Source organism: Bradyrhizobium sp. Rc2d (assembly GCF_900099855.1).
Classification (GTDB): domain Bacteria; phylum Pseudomonadota; class Alphaproteobacteria; order Rhizobiales; family Xanthobacteraceae; genus Bradyrhizobium.
Map to the genome: position 1 here is coordinate 54,970 of NZ_FNCU01000007.1, position 22,425 is coordinate 77,394.

The window sequence follows — 22,425 nt, forward strand, 5'->3', positions numbered from 1 at the left end:
CCTCCCCCTCCAGGGGAGGGTGGGCATCTCGGCAGTGGCTAGGAATGGGAATTCGACAATGATCAACCTCACCCCCACCGGCTTCCTCAGCATCGCTGGCGCCAGCCTCGAATACAAATGGCTCGCGCCGCAAGCTGCAGACGCGCCCACCATCGTCATGCTGCATGAAGGTCTCGGCTCGGTCGGGCAGTGGGGCGACTTCCCGGACAAGCTTCAGCAAGCCACAGGCGCCGGCATCTTCGTCTATTCGCGCGCAGGCTACGGCCAGTCGAGCAAGGTGACGCTGCCGCGACCGCTCGATTACATGCAGCGCGAGGCGCTGGACGTGCTGCCGAAGCTGCTCGACGCGATCTCCTTCAAGCGCGGCCTCCTGCTCGGCCATTCCGACGGCGCCTCGATCGCGACGATCTATGCCGGCGCGCATCAGGATCATCGCCTCAGCGGTCTCGTGCTGATCGCGCCGCATTTCATCGTCGAGGACATCTCGGTGAAATCGATCTCTGCGATCAAGACCGCCTACGAGTCCACGGACCTCAAGGCAAAGCTCGCGCGCTGGCATCAGGATGTCGACAATGCCTTCTACGGCTGGAACGACGCCTGGCTCGATCCGAAATTCCGCGACTGGGACATCTCGGAATTTCTCGCCTACATCCGCGTTCCCGTCATGGTCCTGCAGGGCATGGACGACCAATATGGCACCCTGCGTCAGGTCGAGATTGCGCAGCAGGAGTGCTACTGCCCGGTCGATCTGAAAATCATTCCAGGCGCGGGCCATTCCCCGCATCGTGAGGCGCCGGCGGCGACGCTTGAGGCGATTGGGCAATTTGCGACAGCGGCCCTGCGCGACGATCAGGGACTGCAAGGACGCGCCGCATGATGGCGGCAACGGTGTGACAAGTCCAAGACCCGCCCAGACCGGAGCGGGCTCGCAAATCAGCGCGGCCTTGGGCTCCCGTCATGAAACAAAGTGCATGCGATGGTCGTTAAGGGCTAGACACACCCAAAAAGATGCACTATTGTGCATCTAACGCTACGGCGAAAATGCATAATCAAGCTCAGGGGTGTGACCCATGGCCGGGGAAGATCGGCGCCTCGCAGGCGGCGCGACATTCATCGATTTCCAGACTGATCCGTCCCGCTACCGGCATTGGAAGCTCGCGGTCGATGGCGACGTCGCGACGCTGACCATGGACGTCGACGAGAATGGCGGCCTGTTCGAGGGCTATCTGCTCAAGCTCAATTCCTACGATCTCGGTGTCGACATCGAGCTCGCGGATGCGCTCCAGCGGCTGCGCTTCGAGCATCCCGAGGTGAAGGTCGTCGTGATGCGCTCGGCCAAAAACCGCGTGTTCTGCGCCGGCGCCAACATCCGCATGCTCGCCGGCTCCACCCACGCCCACAAGGTCAATTTCTGCAAATTCACCAACGAGACCCGTAACGGCATGGAGGATTCTTCGGAGAATTCCGGCCAGCGCTTCATCACCGTGGTGAACGGCTCGGCGGCCGGCGGCGGCTATGAGCTCGCGCTCGCGACCGACCACATCATCCTCGCCGATGACGGCTCGTCCGCTGTTGCGCTGCCCGAAGTGCCGCTGCTCGCGGTGCTGCCCGGCACCGGCGGGCTGACACGCGTCGTCGACAAGCGAAAAGTGCGCCGCGACCACGCCGATTTCTTCTGCACCATCGAGGAGGGCGTGAAAGGCAAGCGCGCCGTGCAATGGCGCCTCGTCGACGAGATCGCGCCGAACTCGAAGCTCGAGGCCAAGATCAACGAGCGCGCCAAGGAATTCGCGGCCGCCTCGAAGCGCAAGGGCAGCGGCAAGGGCATCGCGCTGACGCCGCTCAAGCGCCTGATCGACGAGACCAGCATCCGCTATGGCTTCGTCACGGTCGATATCGATCGCACAGCGCGCATCGCCACCATTTCGATCAAGGCGCCGGAAGCGGCGCCGCCGGCCGACATCGACGGCATGATGGCGCAAGGGGCTTCGTTCTGGCCGCTCCAGCTCGCGCGCGAGCTGGATGACGCTGTCCTGCACTTGCGCATCAACGAGCTCGAGATCGCCATGCTGGTGTTCAAGAGCCATGGCGACCGCGCCCACGTGCTTGCCAGCGACGCCTTCCTCGAAGCCAACAAGGCGCACTGGCTGGTCAACGAAATCAGGCACTACTGGAAGCGAGTCCTCAAGCGCATCGACGTCACCTCGCGCACGCTGGTGACGCTGGTCGAGCCCGGCTCCTGCTTTGCCGGCACGCTCGCCGAGCTCGTGTTCGCCGCCGACCGCTCCTACATGCTGATCGGCACGCGCCAGGGCGACAACCGCCCGCCGCCATCGATCGAACTGTCCGCGATGAATTTCGGCCCGTATCCGATGAGCCACGGCCTGACGCGGCTTCAATCGCGCTTCCAGGCCGATCCGTCCGACGTGGAGCGCGCGGAGGCGACGCTCGGCACCGCGCTCGACGCCGAGCAGGCGGAAGAGCTCGGCCTCGTCACCTTCGCGCTCGACGACATTGACTGGGATGATGAAGTCCGCGTCTTCCTGGAGGAGCGCGCCAGCTTCTCGCCCGACAGCCTCACCGGCATGGAAGCGAGCCTGCGCTTCGTCGGCCCCGAGACGATGGAATCGAAGATCTTCGCGCGCCTGACGGCCTGGCAGAACTGGATCTTCCAGCGCCCGAACGCGGTCGGCGAGGAAGGCGCACTGCGCCGCTACGGCAGCGGTCAGAAGCCGAAATTCGATATGACACGGGTGTAACGACATTCACTGCGTCATGGCCGGGCAAAAGCGCGAAGCGCGTCTTCGCACAAATGTCCCGGCCATCCACGTCCCTGGCTCAAGGAAGCAAGAACGTGGATGCCCGGCACAAAGGCCGGGCATGACGGAACGAAATCGCAAGGAGCACGGCCATGAACATGAACATCATGAACGTCGACTACTCGACCAAGATTCCGAACAATGTGAATCTCGCCGAAGACCGCCAGGTGCTCAAAGCGCTGGAAGGCTGGCACCCCGGCTACATGGACTGGTGGAGCGACATGGGGCCGGAGGGCTTCCAGGAATCGCTGGTGTATTTGCGCACCGCCTACTCCGTCGATCCGCGCGGCTGGGCCAAGTTCGACTACGTCCGCATGCCCGAATATCGTTGGGGCATCCTCCTTGCTCCTCAGGAAGAAAATCGCGTCGTTCCTTTCGGCGAGCATTATGGTGAGCCGGCCTGGCAGGAAGTCCCGGGCGAGCACCGCGCCATGCTGCGCCGCCTCATCGTGATCCAGGGTGACACCGAGCCCGCCTCGGTCGAGCAGCAGCGCCATCTCGGCAAGACCGCGCCCTCGCTCTACGACATGCGCAATCTGTTCCAGGTCAATGTCGAGGAAGGCCGTCACCTCTGGGCGATGGTCTATCTGCTTCAGAAGTACTTTGGTCGCGACGGCCGCGAGGAAGCCGATGATCTCTTGCGCCGCCGCTCCGGCGATGCAGACGCGCCGCGCATGCTGGGCGCCTTCAACGAGGCGACGCCGGACTGGCTGTCCTTCTTCATGTTCACCTATTTCACCGACCGCGACGGCAAGATGCAGCTGCACTCACTCGCGCAGTCCGGCTTTGATCCGCTCTCGCGCACCTGCCGCTTCATGCTGACGGAAGAAGCACATCACATGTTCGTCGGTGAGACCGGCATCACTCGCGTCGTGCAGCGCACTTGCGATGCGATGCGCGAAGCCGGCATCACCGACCCCACCGACATCGCAAAAGTCCGCGCGCTCGGCGTGATCGACCTGCCGACCATCCAGAAGAAGCTGAACCTGCACTACACGCTGTCGCTCGACCTGTTCGGCTCTGAGGTCTCGACCAACGCGGCCAATGCCTTCAATGCCGGCATCAAGGGCCGCTACCACGAGACCCAGATCGAGGATGATCACCAGCTCAAGAACGCCACCTATCCGGTACTGAAGTTCATTAACGGCGAGATCAAGCTGGTCGACGAGCCGGCGCTGACCGCGCTCAACATGCGCCTGCGTGACGATTACAGCCAGGACTGTGTCAAGGGCATGCTGCGCTGGAACAAGGTGATCTCGACCGCGGGGTACGACTACAAGCTGACCCTGCCCAACGTCGCCTTCCACCGCCACATCGGCGAGTTCAAGGATATCCACGCCACGCCCGACGGCATTTTGATCGACGAGGCCACCTGGGCGAAGCGCAAGGACGAGTGGCTGCCGTCGACGAGCGACGGCGACTTCATCACCTCCCTGATGCAGCCCGTCACCGAAACCGGCAAGTTCGCCTCCTGGATCTCGCCGCCGAAGGTCGGCATCGACAACAAGCCCGGCGATTTCGAGTATGTGAAGATCGAGTCGTAGGGGCTGCTCGCGAGGCGCGACGACTGCGCCACACGAATGCTGTCATCACCCGCGAAAGCGGGTGATCCAGTACTCCGAGGCAGCAGTGATTGAGCCGATCCGCCGCGGCGTACTGGATGCCCCGCCGGAGCCTGTCATCGGGCTCGCCAGAGGCGAGACCCGGTGGCGGGGCATGACACTGAGTATGGGGTGAGAGCGGAGTACCAATCAATCCTACTCGCTATCCCATCCGCTCCCCTTGATCCCCGGATTCGCATAGACGATGCCGCCATCGACCGCGATGGTCGCGCCCACCACGTAATCCCCCGCGCGCGAGGCGAGATAGATCGCGGCGCCCGCCATGTCCTCGTCGGTGCCGATGCGCCCCGCGGGCACGCGCGTTGCGACCTCGTCGCCATGATCGCGCGCGGCGCGGTTCATGTCGGACTGGAACGGGCCCGGCGCGATCGCGGTGACCACGACATGGTCGGAGATCAACTTCACCGCCATGCGCCGGGTCAGGTGGATCAGCCCGGCCTTGCTCGCGGCATAGGAATAGGTCTCCATCGGATTGACGAAGATGCCGTCGATCGAGGCGATGTTGATCACCTTCGCCGGTCGCTCGGCGGAGGCTGCCGCGCGCAAGGGGCCGGCCAGTGCCTTGGTCAGGAAGAACGGCGCCTTCACATTCAGATTCATCACCTTGTCCCAGCCGCTTTCGGGGAATTCGTCGAACGCCGCGCCCCAGGCCGCGCCGGCATTGTTGACGAGGATGTCGAGCTTCGGCTCGCGCTTCCCAAATTCGCTGGCCAGCAGCTCGGCGCCGGCAACCGTCGAGATGTCGATCGGCAGTGCGATGCATTCGCCGTCATATCGCGCGGTGAGCTCCTTGGCGGTCTCCTCGCACGGCCCCGCCTTGCGCGCAGTGATGTAGACCTTTGCGGCACCGGCGCTGAGAAATCCCGCCGCGATCATCTTGCCGATGCCACGCGAGCCGCCGGTCACGAGCGCAACGCGGCCTTTGAGCGAGAACAGATCGTTGAACATGGTGCCTCCCTTGGGTTGCCACCGGTTGTGAGCGGGGCGAGGAGGGGAGTCAAGGAATGGACGAAAGCCGGTGAGAGTGCGGCGCGACAGCGGTCCCACAGACTGGGTGTCGTCCCGGCGAAGGCCGGGACCCATAACCCCAGGGAGCAGTTTGGCGAAGATTCGTCGTTCGGCATTTCTACCCATCGCAATCGATGGATCACGCGGTATGGGTCCCGGCCTTCGCCGGGACGACGATGACAGGTTGATGCTACGCCGCCGCAATCCTGCGAAAACCGTTCCACATCGCGGTCGCGGCGCCCGAGGTCAGCACGGGCAAGATTCGCGTGGCCTGGTAGTTGCCGTTGAGCGAGACGCGCGGCAGCGCGGTCATGTGGCCGGCGTTGTCGGCGAACAGCATGCCGGGCCGCGTCGTCACTGCGGTCTTGAACCCGGCTGCCGCAGCGAGCGCGAATTCGCGCTCGCCCGCCGCTTCGCGGTCGCCATAGGGATAGGCGAAATGCAGCACGGGGCGCTCCAGCGCCTGCTCGATCCGTGCGCGGCTCATCGCCATTTCCTGCGTGGCGATCTCCGCCGCCTGTTTGGCGAGATTGCTATGGCTGATGCTGTGCGCGCCGATCGTGACCAGGGGATCAGCGGCCAACCTCTTCACCTCGTCCCATGACAGACAGAGGCTGCGGCACAGCGCTTCCATGTCGACGCCATAATTCGTGCACAGCGCTTCGATCTCGCGCTTGAGGTCGTGCTCGCCCGGTAGCGCGCGCAGCCAGTCGTGCAAGCGGTCGAACGCCGCCTGCTTGGCAGCGGGCGTCGTCGCATCGAGCCGCAGCTTGGAATGGCCGATTCTGACGTCAATGTGCTCGGCTTTGGCGATCACTGCCTCCAGCGCAATCCACCACAGACGTCCATTGCCCTCGGCAAAATCGCTTGCGACATAGACCGCCAAAGGCGCGTCAAATTCGCGCAGCACCGGCAGCGCATAGTCCAGATTGTCGCGATAGCCGTCGTCGAGCGTGAAGGCGGCGAACCGGCGGGCGAACCGGCCCTGCGCCAGCCGCTCATGCAGCTCGTCCATGCCGACGATGTCGATGTCGCGTGAGCGCAAATGGCACAGCGTGGCGCGCAGGAAATCGGGGGTGACTTCGAGATGCCGGTTCGGCTGGAACGCAGCCTTACGGGCCGGCCGCACGTGATGCAGCATGAAAATGGCACCGACGCCCGACAGCAACGGGCGCAACAGATGGTGCGCCCCGCTGAAATAGAGCGCTTCCAGCCCGGCGCGGATGACGTTGTTGCGGAGTTGTTTCATTGCAGGCTGGCGGACCCCCGGGCATTCCGCCCACAACTTACGGAAGGACCCTTGAAGAAAAAGTTATTCCGGTTGTCCACGCAGGGCCTCCACAAGGGCACCATTTCCGGTTTGACAGCCCGCCAAGGGTTTGTTTTGTCTCCGGTTCCAGAGTTCGGGTCGTCGAATGCAGAAGCTTTTCAGGTGGGCCAGCAAATGGTGGCCGGGGCTGATCCCCCTGGCCGTCATGTGGGGATTTGCGGACTGGAATAATACCTTGCCGGTCGAGGCGGACCTGGCGGCCCGCAGCTCGGCGGCGCTGAAGGATACCGTTCTGGACAAGACCCGGATCGCGGTCGACGGCCGCGACGTCAGCCTGGCCGCGGATGCCTTCTCCGAGGAGGGTCGCCGCGACGCCGTGATGGCGGTCGAAACCGTGCCCGGCGTGCGGCTGGTCGACGACCGGACCCGCCTTGTTCCCGAGGCCAAACCCTTCGTCTGGAATGCCGAACGTGACGTGGTGCGGGTGACCCTGTCGGGCTCCGCGCCGCTGCCCTCGATGCGGGCGCGGCTGACCGAGGCGGCGCGCAAGGAAGTCGCCGGCGTCGAGGTGACCGATCAGATGGGTCTGGCGCGCGGTGCGCCGCCACGGTTCGAGGCCGCCGCGACGTTGCTGCTCGACCAGATCGGCAAGCTCAAGGACGGCAAGATCACGATCACAGACACCAAAGTCAATCTGTCGGGCATGGCGCGCGAGCTCGGCGGTCGCGAGGCGATTGCGGCCGCGCTGAAGAACCTGCCCGAGGGTTTTTCGATCGCCGCCAACGACGTCAAGGCGCCGCCCTACATCTTCCAGGCCTACAAGGATCCGGTGGCCGCGACGGTGACGCTGACCGGCTACGTCCCCGACAACACCATCCACGCCGCGATCGCGACCAGCGCTTCACGAAAGCTCTTCAACGAGAAGGTCGTCGACAATCTCAAGGCCAGCATCGGCGCGCCAGGCGCCTTCAACACCGCCGTGGTCGCAGCGCTCGGCGCGCTGTCGCGGCTGTCCACCGGCACACTCGTGGTCTCGGATCGCGAGGTGAAGCTGTCGGGCGATGCGCTCTATGAGGGTGCTGCCAACGACATCCGCGCAGGGCTCGGCAAGGACTTTCCGAAGAACTGGCAATACAAGCCGGAGATCACGGTGAAGCCTGCGGCAGGTCCCGTCGACGGCACCGTGTGCCAGCAATTGTTCTCGGACCTCCTGGCCAAAGGCAAGATCCGCTTCGCGGCGAAGCGCGCCGACATCGATCCGGATTCCGCCGGCATTCTCGACCATCTGATCGAGACGGCGCTGCGCTGCCCCACCACCAATATCGAGGTCGTCGGGCATACCGATGCCGACGGCGAGGACTCCTTCAACCAGGCTCTCTCGGAGAAGCGCGCCCAGGCGGTGATCGATTATCTGGTCAAGGCCGGCCTGCCCGCCAGCCGCTTCACTGCGGTCGGCCACGGCAGCACGCAGCCCCTCGCCGGCAACGACACCGACGAGGGCAAGGCGCAGAACCGCCGCATCGAATTTCTGGTGAGGTGACGATGCCCTACCTCGTCTCGTTCCATATGGGTTGGCTGATCGGCTCGCTGCTGCTGGGCTTTTGCATGGGCTGGATCTCGGTGGTCCAGCGCGGCAACGGCACCTCGAAGGTGACCGCGCGGTGGCTCGCCGCGCTCGCCGCGGGTCTGGTCGCAGCTTCGTTGTCACATGTGGTCCCCGGTCGTTTCGGCTACTGGCTCGACCTCGGCCTGATCATGTTCGCGTGCTATCTCGTGGGTTGCGCCATCGGTGCATGGCTACGCGACCGGGTGGTCACGCGAAGCACACCGCCGGCTGCCCTGTGATGTTGCCGTGCACCCTCACTCCCAGGCATGGGTGCCCGTCCGCCACGGCCTTTCGGCGCATCAGAAATCCGTGACCGGCCGCTTCGACGCCCCCTTTCAACAGGCCGGCGCGCCCCATAGATTGACGTCGGCTTAAGCCGTGACGGAACATTGTGCGGTTGAAATCATCAAAACTTCATGGCGTCTGCGCAGGATTGCCAAGGAGATTCGCGTCAAGCCTTGCCGCCGAAAGCGCCAAACCGTGCATCAGGAGCCCGCAACCCTGCCTAAAATATTGAAGGCACGTGTTTTTGTTCGAATTGGCGAATTCCACTTCGCCCGAAAACGCGCTAGTGGAAGGGCAGGGGGCATGCGCGATGCCGAAGCCGGCGGCGAGGGGTCGTTGAGTGCCGGTGCGTCGTCCGCCTGTCTGCCGGCCAACCTGGCCGCTGAAGCGTTGTTCGAGGTCTAGATGCTGGAAGCCATACGCAGGGCGACGACGTTTCTGCGCCAGAAGCAAATCCTGCATAAGCTTGGAGTTGTGATCAGCGTCGCGGTCATCGGCATCGCTTGCTATGTGCTCTACCACATGCTCCGCGGCATCGATCGCAACGAGGTTCTCGAGGCGATCAAGAGCACCGAGCCGAGCCAGATTGCGATGGCGGCGCTGTTCGTGGCTGCGGGCTATTTCACCCTGACCTTCTACGACCTGTTCGCCACGCGCGCGATCGGGCATTCCCACGTGCCCTACCGGATCAACGCGCTCGCCGCCTTCACCAGCTATTCGATCGGCCACAATGTCGGCGCCAGCGTCTTCACCGGCGGCGCCGTGCGCTACCGCATCTATTCGGCCTATGGGCTGAACGCGATCGACGTCGCAAAAATCTGCTTTCTCGCCGGCCTGACCTTCTGGCTCGGCAATGCCGCCGTGCTCGGCCTCGGCATCTCCTACCATCCGGAGGCCGCCGCCGCGATCGACCAGCTGCCGCCCTGGCTGAACCGGGCGCTGGCGATGATGATCATCGTGGGGCTGGTTGCCTATGTGGTCTGGGTCTGGACCCAGCCGCGCGTGGTCGGCCGCGGGCCCTGGACCGTGGTGCTGCCGGGCGGCCCGCTGACGCTGCTCCAGATCGCGATCGGCATCGTCGATCTCGGTTTCTGCGCGCTCGCGATGTACGTGCTGGTCCCGGACGAGCCCAACCTCGGCTTCGTCGTGGTCGCGGTGATCTTCGTCTCGGCGACACTGCTCGGCTTTGCCAGCCATTCGCCCGGAGGTCTTGGCGTGTTCGATGCCGCCATGCTGGTCGGCCTCTGGCAGATGGACCGCGAGGAGCTCCTGGGCGGGATGCTCCTGTTCCGCGTCCTCTATTATTTGTCCCCCTTCGTTCTATCTGTAATCTTGCTGACGTTTCGCGAAGTTATCATCGGCGCACGTTCGAAGCGCTTGCAGCAGGCGGCGCTCAAGCTCGATCCCGGCCCGGCGCATGAGGCCGCTTATGTGAGAGAGCGCAGCGACAGCGGCGCCTGACCGGCGCAAGCCTTTAAGGAGAAGCCCTCCCCGATGGCGATCGATGCCCCATCTTCTCCCAACACCCAGCCCTGGTCCGATCGGCTGCGGCACTCGACTATCATCCTGATCGCGGCGGCGCTGGCGTTGTCGGTGGTGGTCTCGCTCGGCGAATTGTCGGCGCTGCATGCCGCGATCGTTTTCCTCTGCATCGCAGCCGCGGCGCTGATCCCCTGGCGCCTGCACGATCCCACAGCCTCGCGCGACGATGTCAGGCGCATCAACCCGGTCGAGAGCGCGGCGGTGGCTGCCGTCGTCGCCGGCATGCCGGATCCTGCGGTGCTGCTCGACCGCGCCGGCCGCGTCATCCATCTCAATGCCGCCGCCGCCCAGCTTGCACCGGCGCTGCGCAGGAACGAGCTCGCCCAGTTCGCGCTGCGCTCGCCGGAGATCATCACGGCGTTGCGCGAGGCGATCGCGACTACCGAGCCGCGGCGCGCGACCTATCTCGACCATGTCCCGGTCGATCGCTGGATGGAGCTCATGATCACGCCGGTGCCGGTGCCGACCACCTTCGGTGGCGCCGACAAATGCATGCTGATGACTTTCCACGACCAGACGCCGCTGCGCCGGGTCGAGGAGATGCGGGCCGACTTCGTCGCCAATGCCAGCCACGAGCTGCGCACCCCGCTTGCCGCGCTGTCGGGCTTCATCGACACGCTCCAGGGCCAGGCCAAGGACGATCCCAAGGCGCGCGAGCGCTTCCTCGGCATCATGCACAATCAGGCCACCCGCATGGCGCGCCTGATCGACGATTTGCTGTCGCTGTCGCGGGTCGAACTGTCGGCCCATGTCCGCCCCGACACCCTGGTCGACCTCTTGCCGATCATCCTCCAGGTCGCCGACGGGCTCGAGCCGCTGGCGCGGGAACGCCAGGTCGATGTCGAGACCCATCTGCCAGAAGCGCCCGTGATGATCGCAGGCGACCGCGAGGAGCTGCTCCGCCTGTTCGAGAACCTGATCGAGAACGCGCTCAAATACGGCGCCTCGGGCGGACGCGTCATCGTGTCGCTGACGTCAAGCGCGGCCACTGATGGAGCTCAGGAAATCCGCGTCATGGTCCGCGATTTCGGCCCTGGCATCGCGCCGGAGCACCTCCCCCGGCTGACCGAGCGCTTCTACCGGGTCGATGTCGGCGACAGCCGCTCGCAGGGTGGAACCGGGCTCGGATTATCGCTGGTGAAACATATTCTTAACCGTCATCGCGGCCGGCTCCTGATCGAAAGCGTACCCAAACAGGGCGCCACTTTTACCGCTTGTTTTCCCCAGGCCAGGCCTCCGGCATCGATGTGAAAATCGAGCGATTCCAATCGCTTGAGGGTGTCATCCAGCTGTCACGAAACCTTCGTAAAAGCACAGCCGACCGCTCCTAAAGGGGCGGCGCGGGGAGCGCGATCGGGCGCGGATGGCGCTTCGCTCCCCTGTATGGAGACCAGCATGAATTTCCTCAAAACTATCGTCGCTGCCGGCTTGGTCGCCGCATCGACGACGGCGGCGTTTGCAGCCGACATCACGGGTGCCGGTGCGACATTCCCGTTCCCGATCTATTCGAAGTGGGCTGACGCCTACAAGAAGGAGACCGGCAACGGTCTGAACTACCAATCGATCGGCTCGGGCGGCGGCATCAAGCAGATCCAGGCCAAGACCGTGACCTTCGGCGCCAGCGACGCGCCGCTCAAGGCCGAGCAACTCGAGAAGGATGGCCTCGTCCAGTGGCCGATGGTGATGGGCGCCATCGTCCCCGTCGTCAACCTCGAGGGCGTGAAGCCCGGCGAACTGGTGTTCGACGGCGAGACGCTGGCCAACATCTATCTCGGCAAGATCACCAAGTGGGACGACGCCGCGATCAAGAAGCTCAATCCGAACGTGAAGCTGCCCGCGGAGGCGATCACCGTAGTCCGCCGTTCGGACGGTTCGGGCACCACCTTCAACTTCACCAACTACCTCTCCAAGGCCAGCGCGGACTGGAAAAGCAAGGTCGGTGAGGGTACCGCGGTCGAGTGGCCGGTCGGCGTCGGCGCCAAGGGCAACGAAGGCGTGTCGGGCAACATCAGCCAGACCAAGAACTCGATCGGCTATGTCGAGTACGCCTATGCCAAGCAGAACAAGCTGACCTACACCGGTCTCGTCAACAAGGCCGGCAAGCCGGTGCAGCCGACCGTCGAGGCCTTCCAGGCCGCCGCCTCCAACGCCGACTGGGCCAAGGCTCCCGGCTATTACGTCATCCTGACCGACCAGCCCGGCGACAAGTCCTGGCCGATCACGGCGGCGACCTTCATCCTGATGCACAAGTCTGCGACGGACAAGGCCGCCTCCCAGGAAGCCATCAAGTTCTTCCGCTGGGCCTTCAAGAACGGCGGCAAGGCGGCTGAAGAGCTTGACTACATCCCGATGCCGGACAGCGTCGTCCAGCTGATCGAGAAGACCTGGGCTGCCGAGATCAAGAGCTGAAGCGAATGTCCCGGACGCGCTGCAGCGTGAAACGCTGCTGCGCAGCCCGGGACCCACAAGAACCGGGCCCCGGATCAGCGTCGCACCGCTTCGCAGCTCGCGCCGCATCCGGGGCACAACTCCGGCAACAAGCGTATAGAGAACGGGTACAGGGGATCGGCGTGGCAGAGATGGCTGTTCAGAGCGATGTAATCGACGACGCCGGACCGTATGACCGCGCCAAGGCCTTGAGCGCGTTCAAGCTCGGCGACGTCACCTTCTACTGGATCACGCGGCTTTCCGCGATCTCGGTGCTGCTGATCCTCGGCGGGATCATCATTTCGCTAATCGTCGGCGCCTTCCCGGCGATCAAGGAATACGGCCTGTCGTTCCTGTGGACGCAGCGCTGGGCGCCTTCGGCCGATCCGCCCGTGCTCGGCGCGCTCGGGCCGATGTACGGCACGCTCGTCACCTCCTTCATCGCGATGCTGATCGCCATTCCGGTCGGTCTCGGCATTGCGATCTTCCTCACCGAGCTCTGCCCGCAATGGCTGCGCCGCCCGATCGGCATGGCGATCGAGCTGCTCGCCGGCATTCCGTCGATCATCTACGGCATGTGGGGCTTCTTCGTGCTGGGCCCGTTCCTGGCCAACACCTTCCAGCCCTTCATGATCAGGGTCTTCGACGGCGTCCCGGTGCTGGGAGCGATCTTCGCAGGTCCACCGTCCTATCTCAGCCTGTTCAACGCCGCGCTGATCCTCGCCATCATGGTGCTGCCCTTCATCACCTCGATCTCGGTCGACGTGTTCAAGACGGTGCCGCCGGTGCTGAAGGAAGCCGCCTACGGCGTCGGCTGCACCACCTGGGAAGTCGTCCGCAGCGTGGTGATCCCCTACACCCGTGTCGGCATCATCGGCGGCGTCATGCTGGCGCTGGGCCGCGCGCTCGGCGAGACCATGGCGGTGACCTTCATCATCGGCAACTCGTTCCGGATCTCCTCGTCGATCTTCGCACCGGGCACCACGATCTCGGCGGCGATCGCCTCCGAGTTCGCCGAGAGCGACGGCCTGCACCAGTCCGGCCTGATCCTGCTCGGTCTGCTCCTGTTCGTGCTGACGTTCTTCGTGCTCGCGGCCGCGCGGCTGATGCTGCTGCGTCTGGAACAGAAGGCGGGGAAGTGACATGAACCCGATTTACGCACGCCGTCGCCGCACCGACATCGTCATCCGCGGGCTCTGCATCGCCGCCGCCGCCTTCGGCGTCACCTGGCTCGCGCTGATCCTGATCACGCTGCTCTACAACGGCCTTAGCGGCCTGAACCTGCAGGTCTTCACCGAGAACACGCCGCCGCCCGGCTCGTCCGAAGGCGGCCTGCTCAACGCCATCGTCGGCTCGCTGATCATGACCGTGCTCGGCGTCGGCATCGGCGCGCCGCTCGGCCTGTTCGCCGGCACCTATCTCGCCGAGTACGGCCGCAACGACAAGCTGACCTCGGTGATCCGCTTCATCAACGACATCCTGTTGTCGGCGCCCTCGATCATCATCGGCCTGTTCATCTACGGCGCGGTGGTGGTGCCGATGCGCGGCTTCTCGGCGATCGCGGGTAGCCTCGCGCTCGCCGTGATCGTCATCCCCGTGGTGCTGCGCACCACCGAGGACATGCTGCTTCTGGTGCCGAACGCGCTGCGCGAGGCGGCCTCCGCGCTCGGCCTGCCGCGCTCGCTGGTGATCAAGCGCATCGCCTACCGCGCCGCGCGCTCCGGCCTCATCACCGGCGTGCTGCTCGCCACCGCCCGCGTCGCCGGCGAGACCGCGCCGCTGCTGTTCACCGCGCTGTCGAACCAGTTCTTCAGCCTCGGCCTGAACAAGACGATGGCGAACCTGCCCGTGACCATCAACAATTTCGTGCAGAGCCCCTACGCCTATTGGAAGCAGCTCGCCTGGAGCGGCGCACTGCTGATCACGCTCACCGTGCTTGCCCTGAACATTGGCGCCCGCATCCTCGGTGCCGAGAGGACCGCAAAATGACCGACCTGTCCGTATCCGTGAGTTCCAACGGTCACCTGGCCTCGCATCCGCTGCCGGAAGCGCCCGCCAAGGTGACGGTGCGCAACCTCAACTTCTATTACGGCGAGCATCACGCGCTGAAGAACATCAACCTGACGCTCGGCACCAACCGCGTCACGGCGTTCATCGGCCCGTCGGGCTGCGGCAAGTCGACCCTGCTGCGCATCTTCAACCGGATGTATGACCTCTATCCGGGCCAGCGCGTCACCGGTCAGCTGATGCTCGACCAGACCAACATCCTCGATCCCAAGCTCGACCTCAATCTGCTGCGCGCCCGGGTCGGCATGGTGTTCCAGAAGCCGACGCCGTTTCCGATGACGATCTACGAGAACATCGCCTTTGGCATCCGCCTCTACGAGAAGATCTCGAAGTCGGAGATGGACGACCGGGTCGAGAAGGCGTTGCGCGGCGGCGCGCTGTGGAACGAGGTCAAGGACAAGCTCAACGCCTCGGGCCTGTCGCTCTCCGGCGGCCAGCAGCAGCGCCTCTGCATCGCCCGCACGGTCGCGGTGCGGCCTGAAGTGATCTTGTTCGACGAGCCCTGCTCGGCGCTCGATCCGATCTCGACCGCCAAGGTCGAGGAGCTGATCCAGGAACTGTCCGAGAACTACACGATCGCGATCGTCACCCACAACATGCAGCAGGCGGCGCGCGTCTCCGACAAGACCGCCTTCATGTATCTCGGCGAACTGATCGAGTTCGACGACACCAGCAAGATCTTCACGTCGCCGAGCGACCGGCGTACGCAGGATTACATCACCGGCCGGTTCGGCTGAGGAGACGGGACATGGGTACTGAACATACCGCAAAGGCCTTCGACACCGACCTCCAGGAGCTCACCCGCCTGGTCGCCGAGATGGGCGGCATCGCCGAGCGCATGATCGTCGATTCCGTCGATGCGCTGATCCGCCGCGACGTCGCGCTCGGTCAGCGCGTCGTCACCACCGACGCCGAGCTCGATGCGCTGCAGAAGCGCATCGAGGAGCGCGCCGTGCTCACCATCGCCCGTCGCCAGCCGATGGCGGTGGATCTGCGCGAGATCGTCGGCGCCATGCGCGTCGCCACCGATCTCGAGCGCATCGGCGACCTCGCCAAGAACATGGGCAAGCGCGTTGCGGCGCTGGAGACGGACTTCCATCCGCTAAAACTGTTTCGCGGCCTGGAGCACATGACCGACCTCGTGCAGCAGCAGGTCAAGTCGGTGCTGGACGCCTATGCCGCGCATGATCTGCCGGCGGCAATGGCGGTGTGGAAGGGCGATGAGGAAGTCGACGCCATCTGCACCTCGCTGTTCCGCGAACTCCTCACCTACATGATGGAGGATCCGCGCAACATCTCGTTCTGCATCCATCTGATGTTCTGCGCCAAGAACATCGAGCGGATCGGCGACCACGCCACCAACATCGCCGAGACCGTGTTCTACATGATCGAGGGTCAGGCGATCACCGACAAGCGGCCGAAGGGCGATATGACGACCTTCGCCACGACGGTACCGAATACCTGAGGGAGCGACGACAACATGGGCGCACGCATTATGGTGGTTGAGGACGAGGAAGCTCTCACCGAGCTTCTCCGTTACAACCTCGAAGGCGACGGCTATGACGTGGAGACGGTGATGCGCGGCGACGACGCCGACACCCGCCTCAAGGAACACATCCCGGATCTGATCGTGCTCGACTGGATGCTGCCGGGACTATCAGGCATCGAGCTGTGCCGGCGGCTGCGCACCCGTCCCGAGACCAAGCAGCTCCCGATCATCATGCTCACCGCGCGCGGCGAGGAGAGCGAGCGGGTGCGGGGTCTTGCGACCGGCGCCGACGACTACATCGTCAAGCCGTTCTCGGTGCCGGAGCTGCTCGCGCGCGTGAAGGGCCTTCTGCGGCGCGCAAGTCCGGAGCGGCTCGCCACCGTGCTCGCCTATGGCGACATCGAGCTCGATCGCGACAAGCGCCGTGTGGCGCGCTCGGGCCGGCCGATCGATCTCGGCCCGACCGAATATCGCCTGCTGGAGTTCTTCCTGGAGCATCCCGGCCGCGTGTTCTCGCGCGAGCAGCTGCTCGACAGCGTCTGGGGCCGCGACATCTATATCGACGAGCGCACCGTCGACGTCCATATCGGCCGCCTGCGCAAGCTGCTCAATCTCGGCCGCGAGCAGGACCCGATCCGCACCGTCCGCGGCGCCGGCTATGCGCTGGATGATCGGTTTGCGAAGGCGGAGCAGACGTAAGTTAGGCGGTGTTGCTTTAGCAGGCGGCTGCCACACCCTCACTGTCGTCCCAGATCCGGGACCCATAGCCACAGGGAGTGATTGTTGCGCGAAAAAGGTAGCTCCGAGTCCCCGTAACCACAGCTTGCGGTGGCTATGGGTCCCGGATCTAGGCGCGCTTGTCCGGGACGACATCGGATTTGTAGAGCCGTCATTGCGTGACGGCTGCCGTTTTGATCTCAGAACGAACTCACCGCGTGCTCGGCTTGGCCGGCGCGCGCCGGCGATCCGCGGCCGGCTGATAGGCGACGCGCGAGTGCTGGGCACAGTAGGGCAGGCCGGACAGCGCCCTGCCACCGCAGAAGAAGAAATCCGGGCTCGAGGGATCGCCGACCGGCCAGTGGCAGGTTGCCTCGTTCAATTCCAGCAGCGACAGCCGCTGGCTCATCGGCACCACGTTGTCGTAGGTGACCGGTTCGGCCTCCACCTCGACCTCGAAGGCCTGCGCCAGCGCGGTGTTGCCGCGCGAGATCGGCCGGGTCACCCGCATCATGTGCTGTGCTGGGCGCGCCTTGCGCGGCCGCGGCGCGGCCGAAGATGGGCTCTTGGCGCGGCCCGACAGGCCGAGCCTGTGCACTTTACCGATCACGGCATTGCGGGTCACATTGCCGAGCTCGGCCGCGATCTGGCTGGCCGAAAGTCCGGCCTCCCAGAGCTTTTTCAGCTGCTCGACGCGATCGTCGGACCAGGTCAAAACCGTCATTGCACCCTTTCCCTCGCTGCGCGCCGCCATCCTGGGGCCTCACAGCGAATGCCTAAGCCTTGAAAAACCCGTGCCGCCAGAATCCCTTAAGGCTCGCCGGGCGCGCTACTGACGCCCGAACGTTTACGCCGGTACATGAGGACTTAGAGGATCAGAACCGCTGCACGAGATGTCGTATCTGACAGGCCAAACGCTACAATATGGCGTGACTCCCGCGCAAGAGTCCGCCGACTCGCTTCCACATGTTCCGTGGTGAAAACCCCGCAAAATCGGCACCGCAAGACTACGGATTCAGCGTTTCGCGAGGCTTTCCGGGCGGCATTGACACCGGTCTTGCCAGGCATAAGATAGTGCCGCGTGCCGCCCTTAAAAGGCGGCACGTTTCGTTTTCCGGACCGGTCAATGGTGCGCTGCGCAAGGCATGCCAGGCAGGTCTCAACATTCAAATGCAACATCCAAGTGATGGTCATGACCAACAGCGCCGCGCCGCATCTGCTTCCCGTTTTCGCCAGGGCCGACCTTGGTTTTGAGCGCGGCGAAGGCTGCTGGCTGATCGCGACCAATGGCGATCGCTATCTCGATTTCACGTCGGGCGTTGCGGTGAACGCGCTCGGCCATGCCCATCCCGCGCTGGTCAAGGCATTGCAGGAGCAGGCGACCAAGCTCTGGCACATGTCGAACCTGTTCCAGAGCCCGGATGGCGAACGGCTTGCAACGCGTCTGTGCAACGAGAGTTTCGCGGACTTCGTGTTCTTCTGTAATTCGGGCGCCGAAGCGCTGGAATGCGTGATCAAGGTCGTGCGGCGCTATCACGCTGCCAAAGGCCATCCCGATCGCTATCGTATGATCACCTTCGAGGGCGCTTTCCATGGCCGTACGCTGGCGACGCTGGCTGCGACGGGCTCGGCAAAATATCTCGAAGGTTTCGGCCCGCCGATAGACGGCTTCGACCAGGTCCCGCATGGCGATATCGAGGCCGTGAAGAAGGCGATCGGTCCGCAGACCGCCGGCATCCTGATCGAGCCGATCCAGGGCGAGGGCGGTGTGCGTTCGTCGACACCCGCCTTTCTCAAGGCGCTGCGCCAGCTCTGCGACGAAAAGGGCCTGTTGCTCGCGTTCGACGAGGTGCAGACCGGCATGGGCCGCACCGGCGATCTGTTCGCGCATCGCCGTCTCGGCGTCACGCCCGACGTGATGTCGCTGGCGAAGGCGCTCGGTGGCGGCTTTCCGATCGGTGCTTGCCTTGCGACCGCGGAAGCGGCCTCCGGCATGACGCCCGGCTCGCACGGCTCGACCTTCGGCGGCAATCCGCTCGCGATCTCTGCTGCAAACGCCGTGCTCGACGTCATGCTCAAGCCTGGCTTCTTCGACCACGTGCAGAAGATGTCGCTGCTGCTCAAGCAGAAGCTCGCCTCCGTGATCGATCGCCATCCTGATGTCGTCAGCGAAGTTCGTGGCGAGGGTCTCCTGATCGGCATCAAGGCGGTCGTGCCTTCGGGTGATCTCGTTGCCGCCTTGCGCCACGAAAAACTGCTCACCGTCGGCGCCGGCGACAATGTCGTGCGCTTTCTGCCACCTCTGATCGTCACCGAAGCCGAGATCGAGGACAGCATCGGGCGGCTCGAGCGCGCCTGCACGGCGATCTCGTCCAGTCAGACCAAGCGGGCGGCAAGCTAATGAGCAAGTCGCCAAAGCACTTCCTCGACATCAACGAGCTCCCGCTGTCGGAGCTCAAGCGCATGCTCGCCGCATCCTCGGCCATGAAGGCGAAGCAGAAGGCGCATCAGCCGGTCAGGCCGCTCGAAGGCAAGACGCTGGCGATGATCTTCGAGCGCCCCTCGACGCGGACGCGGGTGTCGTTCGACGTCGCCATGCGCCAGCTCGGCGGCGAGCCCATCATGCTCACCGGCGCAGAAATGCAGCTGGGCCGTGGCGAGACCATCGCCGACACCGCGCGCGTGCTGTCGCGCTATGTCGACGCCATCATGATCCGCATCCTCAATCACGAGGCGCTGCTGGAGCTTGCGGCCTATGCGACCGTGCCCGTCATCAACGGCCTGACGCGCCGTTCGCACCCTTGCCAGGTGATGGCCGACCTCATGACCTATGAGGAGCATCGCGGCCCGATCGAGGGCAAGACGGTGGCCTGGACCGGTGACGACAACAACGTGCTGGCGTCCTGGGCCCACGCCGCCGAGCGCTTCAAATTCCAGCTCAACGTCGCAACGCCGCCGGAGCTCGCGCCGAAGAAGGCGATGCGTGACTGGATCAAGACGACCAATGCGCCGATCGTGCTCGGCACCGATCCGGAAGCCGCCGTGCGCGGTGCCGATTGCGTCGTCACCGACACCTGGGTGTCGATGGGCGACAAGGAAGGCGAGCACCGCCACAACGTGCTCAAGCCCTACCAGGTCAATGCCAAGCTGATGTCGCTGGCCAAGTCCGATGCGCTGTTCATGCACTGCCTGCCCGCCCACCGCGGCGAAGAGGTCACCGATGACGTGATCGACGGCCCGCAATCGGTCGTGTTCGACGAGGCCGAAAACCGCCTGCATGCGCAGAAGGGCATTCTGGCCTGGTGCTTTGACGCGGTGAAGTAACGCGCGACGGTAGATTATTTATTCGTCGTCCCGGCCTAGTGCGTAATTGCGCACTAGGCCGGGACGACATCGAGTTTGCGGTAATGTCGGGCAATCATAACTGCATCCGGAACACGCCGCCTCGCACCCCTTCCAATCCGTCACCTCCGACCCCAGATAGAGCGCCATGGTTTTCCAATCCCCTGACATGAAAACCGGGCTCGAAGGCCCGGTTCGCGCGCCATCAGCAGTTCCGATCGATGACGCCGTGCTGCCCTACGAGGTCGACGCGCTCGACGTGCGCGGCCGCCTGGTGCGGCTCGGCCCGGCGCTCGACGACATCCTCACCAAGCACGATTATCCCGCCCCGGTCGGCAAGCTGCTCGGCGAGGCCATCGTGCTGACGACGTTGCTCGGCTCGGCGCTGAAATTCGAGGGCCGCTTCATCCTTCAAGCCCAGACCGACGGTCCGGTGTCGTTCCTGGTCGTCGACTACATGGCGCCGGATCGTCTGCGCGCCTATGCGCGCTTCGATGCTGCGCGCCTCGGTGACGCCAGGGATTCAGGGACGCTGCTCGGCCGCGGCCATCTCGCCATGACCATCGACCAGGGCCCCGACATGAGCCGTTACCAGGGCCTGGTCGCGCTCGACGGCGGCGGCCTCGAAGAGGCCGCCCACGAATATTTCCTGCGCTCCGAGCAGATCCCGACGCGCGTGCGCCTCGCGGTCGGCGAGGAATGGCGCAGTAGCGACGGCGGCAAGCATCGCTGGCGTGCCGGCGGCATGCTGATGCAGTTTTTGCCGAAGGCACCGGAGCGCGCGCGGCAGGCCGATTTGCATCCCGGCAACGCGCCCGAAGGCACCGAGGTGCACAGCGTCGCGGAAGACGACGCCTGGGTCGAGGCGCGCTCGCTGATCGAGACCGTCGAGGACGTCGAGCTGATCGATCCCGAGCTGTCCGGTGAGCGGCTGCTGTTCCGCTTGTTTCACGAGCGCGGCGTGCGCGTGTTCAATCCACAGGTCCTGAAGGCGCAATGCTCCTGCTCGCGTGATGCGGTCGCGTCCATGCTGAAGAGCTTCTCGTCGGACGACCGCGCCGCCATGGTCAAGGACGACAAGGTCGTGGTGACCTGCGAATTCTGCTCGTCGGTCTACCAGTTCACTCCGCACGAGGCGGGTGTGGAGGACGCGTAGGCCCCCATTTCCCGTCATTGCGAGCGCAGCGAAGCAATCCAGAAATGCATCCGCGGTGTCAGTCTGGATTGCTTCGTCGCATCAGCGCAAAATTGCTTTGCAATTTTGTCGCGAGCTCCTCGCAGTGACGAGTTTGGGGCACGCTCGCGCCTCGTTCTCGCTGTCATCGCCCGGCTTGACCGGGCGATCCAGTACTCCGAGACAACAGTGATTGAACCGATAGGCCGCGGCGTACTGGATTCCCCGCTTTCGCGGAGAATGACAGCGTCATTTGGAGAACGGCGCAGCCGCCTCATACTCCGTCATTGCGAGCGCAGTGAAGCAATCCAGAGTCTTTCCGCGGAGAGATTCCGGATTGCTTCGCTGCGCTCGCAATGACGATGTTGTGGAAGCTGCTCGCCACATACGCGCTGTCATCGCCCGGCTTGACCGGCGCTGATTGAACCGATAAGCCGCGGCGTACCCGCCGGAGCCTGTCATCGGGCTCGCCGAAGGCGAGACCCGGTGGCGGGGCATGACAGCGGTGGGCGTCGCCGCACCGCCCCTAATTCAACACCCGCTTGTTGTCCGGGCTGTCCAGCGAGAACGTCGGCACGTCGATCTCGAAGCGCTCGCCGCTTTCGCTGACCATCTGGTAGCGGCCGGTCATGAAGCCGGAGGCGGTCGTGAGCGGCACGCCGGAGGTGTATTCGAAGCGTTCGCCGGGGGCCAGGATCGGCTGCTCGCCGACGACGCCCTCGCCCTTCACCTCCTGCTGGCGGCCGGAGGCATCGGTGATGATCCAGTGCCGCGTCTTCAGCTGCACGGTCTCGTCGCCGGAATTGGTGATGACGATGGTGTAGGACCAGAAATAGCGGGAGCGATCGGCCGAAGACTGCTCCGGAACAAAGTTCGGCTCGACGGTCACTTCGATCTGGCGGGTCACGGCGCGGTACATAACCTCCATCATACCGAAATCCGCCCGGGGAACCAAACGCTGGAGACGGCTTTGGCGACATCGTCCCGCCAGAATTCGCGGGGAAGGACTCCCCCAAGGGAAGACACCCTTATGTGATCGTGCCGCTTTGCGGGACGA

21 protein-coding genes are annotated in these 22,425 nt (G+C 64.4%); 17 read left to right on the plus strand and 4 right to left on the minus strand.

Features of this window, described 5'->3' with window-relative positions:
• Window positions 1-58 precede the first annotated feature (58 nt).
• The 3 genes from BLV07_RS11770 to boxB all read left to right on the plus strand — a co-directional run bounded on the left by BLV07_RS11770 (window position 59) and on the right by boxB (window position 4,363).
• Window positions 59-877, plus strand: coding sequence for an alpha/beta fold hydrolase (locus tag BLV07_RS11770; protein ID WP_091884908.1), 819 nt, complete (start codon window positions 59-61; stop codon window positions 875-877).
• A gap of 193 nt (window positions 878-1,070) precedes the next feature.
• Window positions 1,071-2,759, plus strand: a complete 1,689-nt coding sequence (gene boxC, locus BLV07_RS11775; protein ID WP_091884911.1) for a 2,3-epoxybenzoyl-CoA dihydrolase — start codon at window positions 1,071-1,073, stop codon at window positions 2,757-2,759.
• Between the two features lie 152 nt (window positions 2,760-2,911).
• A complete protein-coding gene (gene boxB, locus BLV07_RS11780) occupies window positions 2,912-4,363 on the plus strand; it encodes a benzoyl-CoA 2,3-epoxidase subunit BoxB (RefSeq protein WP_091884914.1) in 1,452 nt (483 codons plus the stop codon).
• 213 nt (window positions 4,364-4,576) lie between these two features.
• On the opposite strand, the gene BLV07_RS11785 is transcribed toward boxB, so the two are convergent.
• Both BLV07_RS11785 and BLV07_RS11790 read right to left on the minus strand, forming a co-directional pair.
• Window positions 4,577-5,389, minus strand: coding sequence for an SDR family oxidoreductase (locus BLV07_RS11785; protein ID WP_091884917.1), 813 nt, complete (start codon window positions 5,387-5,389; stop codon window positions 4,577-4,579).
• 250 nt (window positions 5,390-5,639) lie between these two features.
• Entirely contained in the window at window positions 5,640-6,698 is a 1,059-nt protein-coding gene (locus tag BLV07_RS11790; RefSeq protein WP_091884922.1) for a polysaccharide deacetylase family protein, read from the minus strand.
• A 166-nt stretch (window positions 6,699-6,864) separates the two neighbouring features.
• On the opposite strand from BLV07_RS11790, the gene BLV07_RS11795 reads away from it, so the two are divergent.
• The 11 genes from BLV07_RS11795 to phoB all read left to right on the plus strand — a co-directional run bounded on the left by BLV07_RS11795 (window position 6,865) and on the right by phoB (window position 16,834).
• Window positions 6,865-8,259, plus strand: a complete 1,395-nt coding sequence (locus BLV07_RS11795; RefSeq protein ID WP_091884926.1) for an OmpA family protein — start codon at window positions 6,865-6,867, stop codon at window positions 8,257-8,259.
• 2 nt (window positions 8,260-8,261) lie between these two features.
• On the plus strand, window positions 8,262-8,564 hold the full coding sequence (locus BLV07_RS11800) for a hypothetical protein (RefSeq protein WP_176945480.1): 303 nt from the start codon (window positions 8,262-8,264) through the stop codon (window positions 8,562-8,564).
• Between the two features lie 139 nt (window positions 8,565-8,703).
• Window positions 8,704-9,015, plus strand: coding sequence for a hypothetical protein (locus BLV07_RS46080; RefSeq protein WP_128955835.1), 312 nt, complete (start codon window positions 8,704-8,706; stop codon window positions 9,013-9,015).
• Window positions 9,016-10,071, plus strand: coding sequence for a putative bifunctional lysylphosphatidylglycerol flippase/synthetase (locus BLV07_RS11805; RefSeq protein WP_091884934.1), 1,056 nt, complete (start codon window positions 9,016-9,018; stop codon window positions 10,069-10,071).
• Window positions 10,072-10,104: 33 nt separating this feature from the next.
• The gene (locus tag BLV07_RS11810; protein WP_091884939.1) at window positions 10,105-11,403 is read left to right on the plus strand and encodes an ATP-binding protein; all 1,299 of its coding nucleotides are present in this window, start codon (window positions 10,105-10,107) and stop codon (window positions 11,401-11,403) included.
• Window positions 11,404-11,547: 144 nt separating this feature from the next.
• Window positions 11,548-12,561, plus strand: a complete 1,014-nt coding sequence (gene pstS, locus BLV07_RS11815) for a phosphate ABC transporter substrate-binding protein PstS (protein WP_091885397.1) — start codon at window positions 11,548-11,550, stop codon at window positions 12,559-12,561.
• A 170-nt stretch (window positions 12,562-12,731) separates the two neighbouring features.
• The gene (gene pstC / locus BLV07_RS11820) at window positions 12,732-13,721 is read left to right on the plus strand and encodes a phosphate ABC transporter permease subunit PstC (RefSeq protein ID WP_164934782.1); all 990 of its coding nucleotides are present in this window, start codon (window positions 12,732-12,734) and stop codon (window positions 13,719-13,721) included.
• Window position 13,722: 1 nt separating this feature from the next.
• Complete coding sequence (gene pstA, locus BLV07_RS11825; protein WP_091884948.1) at window positions 13,723-14,568, plus strand: phosphate ABC transporter permease PstA; 846 nt, start codon at window positions 13,723-13,725, stop codon at window positions 14,566-14,568.
• Window positions 14,565-15,383 (plus strand): phosphate ABC transporter ATP-binding protein PstB, encoded by an 819-nt coding sequence (gene pstB, locus BLV07_RS11830; protein ID WP_091884952.1) that lies wholly within the window; start codon window positions 14,565-14,567, stop codon window positions 15,381-15,383. Before pstA ends, pstB begins: the two co-directional genes overlap by 4 nt.
• Before the next feature lie 11 nt (window positions 15,384-15,394).
• Window positions 15,395-16,111, plus strand: coding sequence for a phosphate signaling complex protein PhoU (phoU, locus tag BLV07_RS11835; RefSeq protein WP_091884957.1), 717 nt, complete (start codon window positions 15,395-15,397; stop codon window positions 16,109-16,111).
• 15 nt (window positions 16,112-16,126) lie between these two features.
• Window positions 16,127-16,834: a phosphate regulon transcriptional regulator PhoB gene (gene phoB, locus BLV07_RS11840; RefSeq protein WP_008143479.1), complete on the plus strand. Its 708-nt coding sequence runs from the start codon at window positions 16,127-16,129 to the stop codon at window positions 16,832-16,834.
• Between the two features lie 229 nt (window positions 16,835-17,063).
• On the opposite strand, the gene BLV07_RS11845 is transcribed toward phoB, so the two are convergent.
• Window positions 17,064-17,576 (minus strand): GcrA family cell cycle regulator, encoded by a 513-nt coding sequence (locus BLV07_RS11845; protein ID WP_091885401.1) that lies wholly within the window; start codon window positions 17,574-17,576, stop codon window positions 17,064-17,066.
• A 468-nt stretch (window positions 17,577-18,044) separates the two neighbouring features.
• Here BLV07_RS11845 and BLV07_RS11850 point away from each other — a divergent pair, with 468 nt between their 5' ends.
• The 3 genes from BLV07_RS11850 (at window position 18,045) to BLV07_RS11860 (ending at window position 21,350) form a co-directional block, all read left to right on the plus strand.
• On the plus strand, window positions 18,045-19,253 hold the full coding sequence (locus BLV07_RS11850) for an aspartate aminotransferase family protein (RefSeq protein WP_176945481.1): 1,209 nt from the start codon (window positions 18,045-18,047) through the stop codon (window positions 19,251-19,253).
• Window positions 19,253-20,176 carry an ornithine carbamoyltransferase gene (gene argF / locus BLV07_RS11855; protein ID WP_091884961.1) on the plus strand — a complete coding sequence of 308 codons (924 nt, stop codon included), beginning with the start codon at window positions 19,253-19,255 and terminating at the stop codon, window positions 20,174-20,176. Before BLV07_RS11850 ends, argF begins: the two co-directional genes overlap by 1 nt.
• A 166-nt stretch (window positions 20,177-20,342) precedes the next feature.
• Window positions 20,343-21,350: an Hsp33 family molecular chaperone gene (locus BLV07_RS11860; protein ID WP_091884965.1), complete on the plus strand. Its 1,008-nt coding sequence runs from the start codon at window positions 20,343-20,345 to the stop codon at window positions 21,348-21,350.
• 544 nt (window positions 21,351-21,894) lie between these two features.
• Here the strand turns inward: BLV07_RS11860 and apaG are convergent.
• Window positions 21,895-22,287 carry a Co2+/Mg2+ efflux facilitator ApaG/CorD gene (gene apaG / locus BLV07_RS11870; RefSeq protein WP_176945497.1) on the minus strand — a complete coding sequence of 131 codons (393 nt, stop codon included), beginning with the start codon at window positions 22,285-22,287 and terminating at the stop codon, window positions 21,895-21,897.
• Between the last annotated feature and the right edge of the window lie 138 nt (window positions 22,288-22,425).

What these genes read in the sequence shown, in the direction of transcription:
- boxB (WP_091884914.1), top strand. Translation starts at nt 2,912, where the DNA reads ATGAACATGAACATCATGAACGTCGACTACTCGACCAAGATTCCGAAC.
- pstA (WP_091884948.1), top strand. Translation starts at nt 13,723, where the DNA reads ATGAACCCGATTTACGCACGCCGTCGCCGCACCGACATCGTCATCCGC.
- boxC (WP_091884911.1), top strand. Translation starts at nt 1,071, where the DNA reads ATGGCCGGGGAAGATCGGCGCCTCGCAGGCGGCGCGACATTCATCGAT.
- phoB (WP_008143479.1), top strand. Translation starts at nt 16,127, where the DNA reads ATGGGCGCACGCATTATGGTGGTTGAGGACGAGGAAGCTCTCACCGAG.
- BLV07_RS11845 (WP_091885401.1), bottom strand. Translation starts at nt 17,576, where the DNA reads ATGACGGTTTTGACCTGGTCCGACGATCGCGTCGAGCAGCTGAAAAAG.
- BLV07_RS11850 (WP_176945481.1), top strand. Translation starts at nt 18,045, where the DNA reads ATGACCAACAGCGCCGCGCCGCATCTGCTTCCCGTTTTCGCCAGGGCC.
- BLV07_RS11785 (WP_091884917.1), bottom strand. Translation starts at nt 5,389, where the DNA reads ATGTTCAACGATCTGTTCTCGCTCAAAGGCCGCGTTGCGCTCGTGACC.
- apaG (WP_176945497.1), bottom strand. Translation starts at nt 22,287, where the DNA reads ATGTACCGCGCCGTGACCCGCCAGATCGAAGTGACCGTCGAGCCGAAC.
- BLV07_RS11810 (WP_091884939.1), top strand. Translation starts at nt 10,105, where the DNA reads ATGGCGATCGATGCCCCATCTTCTCCCAACACCCAGCCCTGGTCCGAT.
- BLV07_RS11800 (WP_176945480.1), top strand. Translation starts at nt 8,262, where the DNA reads ATGCCCTACCTCGTCTCGTTCCATATGGGTTGGCTGATCGGCTCGCTG.
- phoU (WP_091884957.1), top strand. Translation starts at nt 15,395, where the DNA reads ATGGGTACTGAACATACCGCAAAGGCCTTCGACACCGACCTCCAGGAG.
- pstS (WP_091885397.1), top strand. Translation starts at nt 11,548, where the DNA reads ATGAATTTCCTCAAAACTATCGTCGCTGCCGGCTTGGTCGCCGCATCG.
- BLV07_RS11795 (WP_091884926.1), top strand. Translation starts at nt 6,865, where the DNA reads ATGCAGAAGCTTTTCAGGTGGGCCAGCAAATGGTGGCCGGGGCTGATC.
- BLV07_RS11790 (WP_091884922.1), bottom strand. Translation starts at nt 6,698, where the DNA reads ATGAAACAACTCCGCAACAACGTCATCCGCGCCGGGCTGGAAGCGCTC.
- BLV07_RS11805 (WP_091884934.1), top strand. Translation starts at nt 9,016, where the DNA reads ATGCTGGAAGCCATACGCAGGGCGACGACGTTTCTGCGCCAGAAGCAA.
- pstC (WP_164934782.1), top strand. Translation starts at nt 12,732, where the DNA reads ATGGCTGTTCAGAGCGATGTAATCGACGACGCCGGACCGTATGACCGC.
- argF (WP_091884961.1), top strand. Translation starts at nt 19,253, where the DNA reads ATGAGCAAGTCGCCAAAGCACTTCCTCGACATCAACGAGCTCCCGCTG.
- BLV07_RS11770 (WP_091884908.1), top strand. Translation starts at nt 59, where the DNA reads ATGATCAACCTCACCCCCACCGGCTTCCTCAGCATCGCTGGCGCCAGC.
- BLV07_RS11860 (WP_091884965.1), top strand. Translation starts at nt 20,343, where the DNA reads ATGGTTTTCCAATCCCCTGACATGAAAACCGGGCTCGAAGGCCCGGTT.
- pstB (WP_091884952.1), top strand. Translation starts at nt 14,565, where the DNA reads ATGACCGACCTGTCCGTATCCGTGAGTTCCAACGGTCACCTGGCCTCG.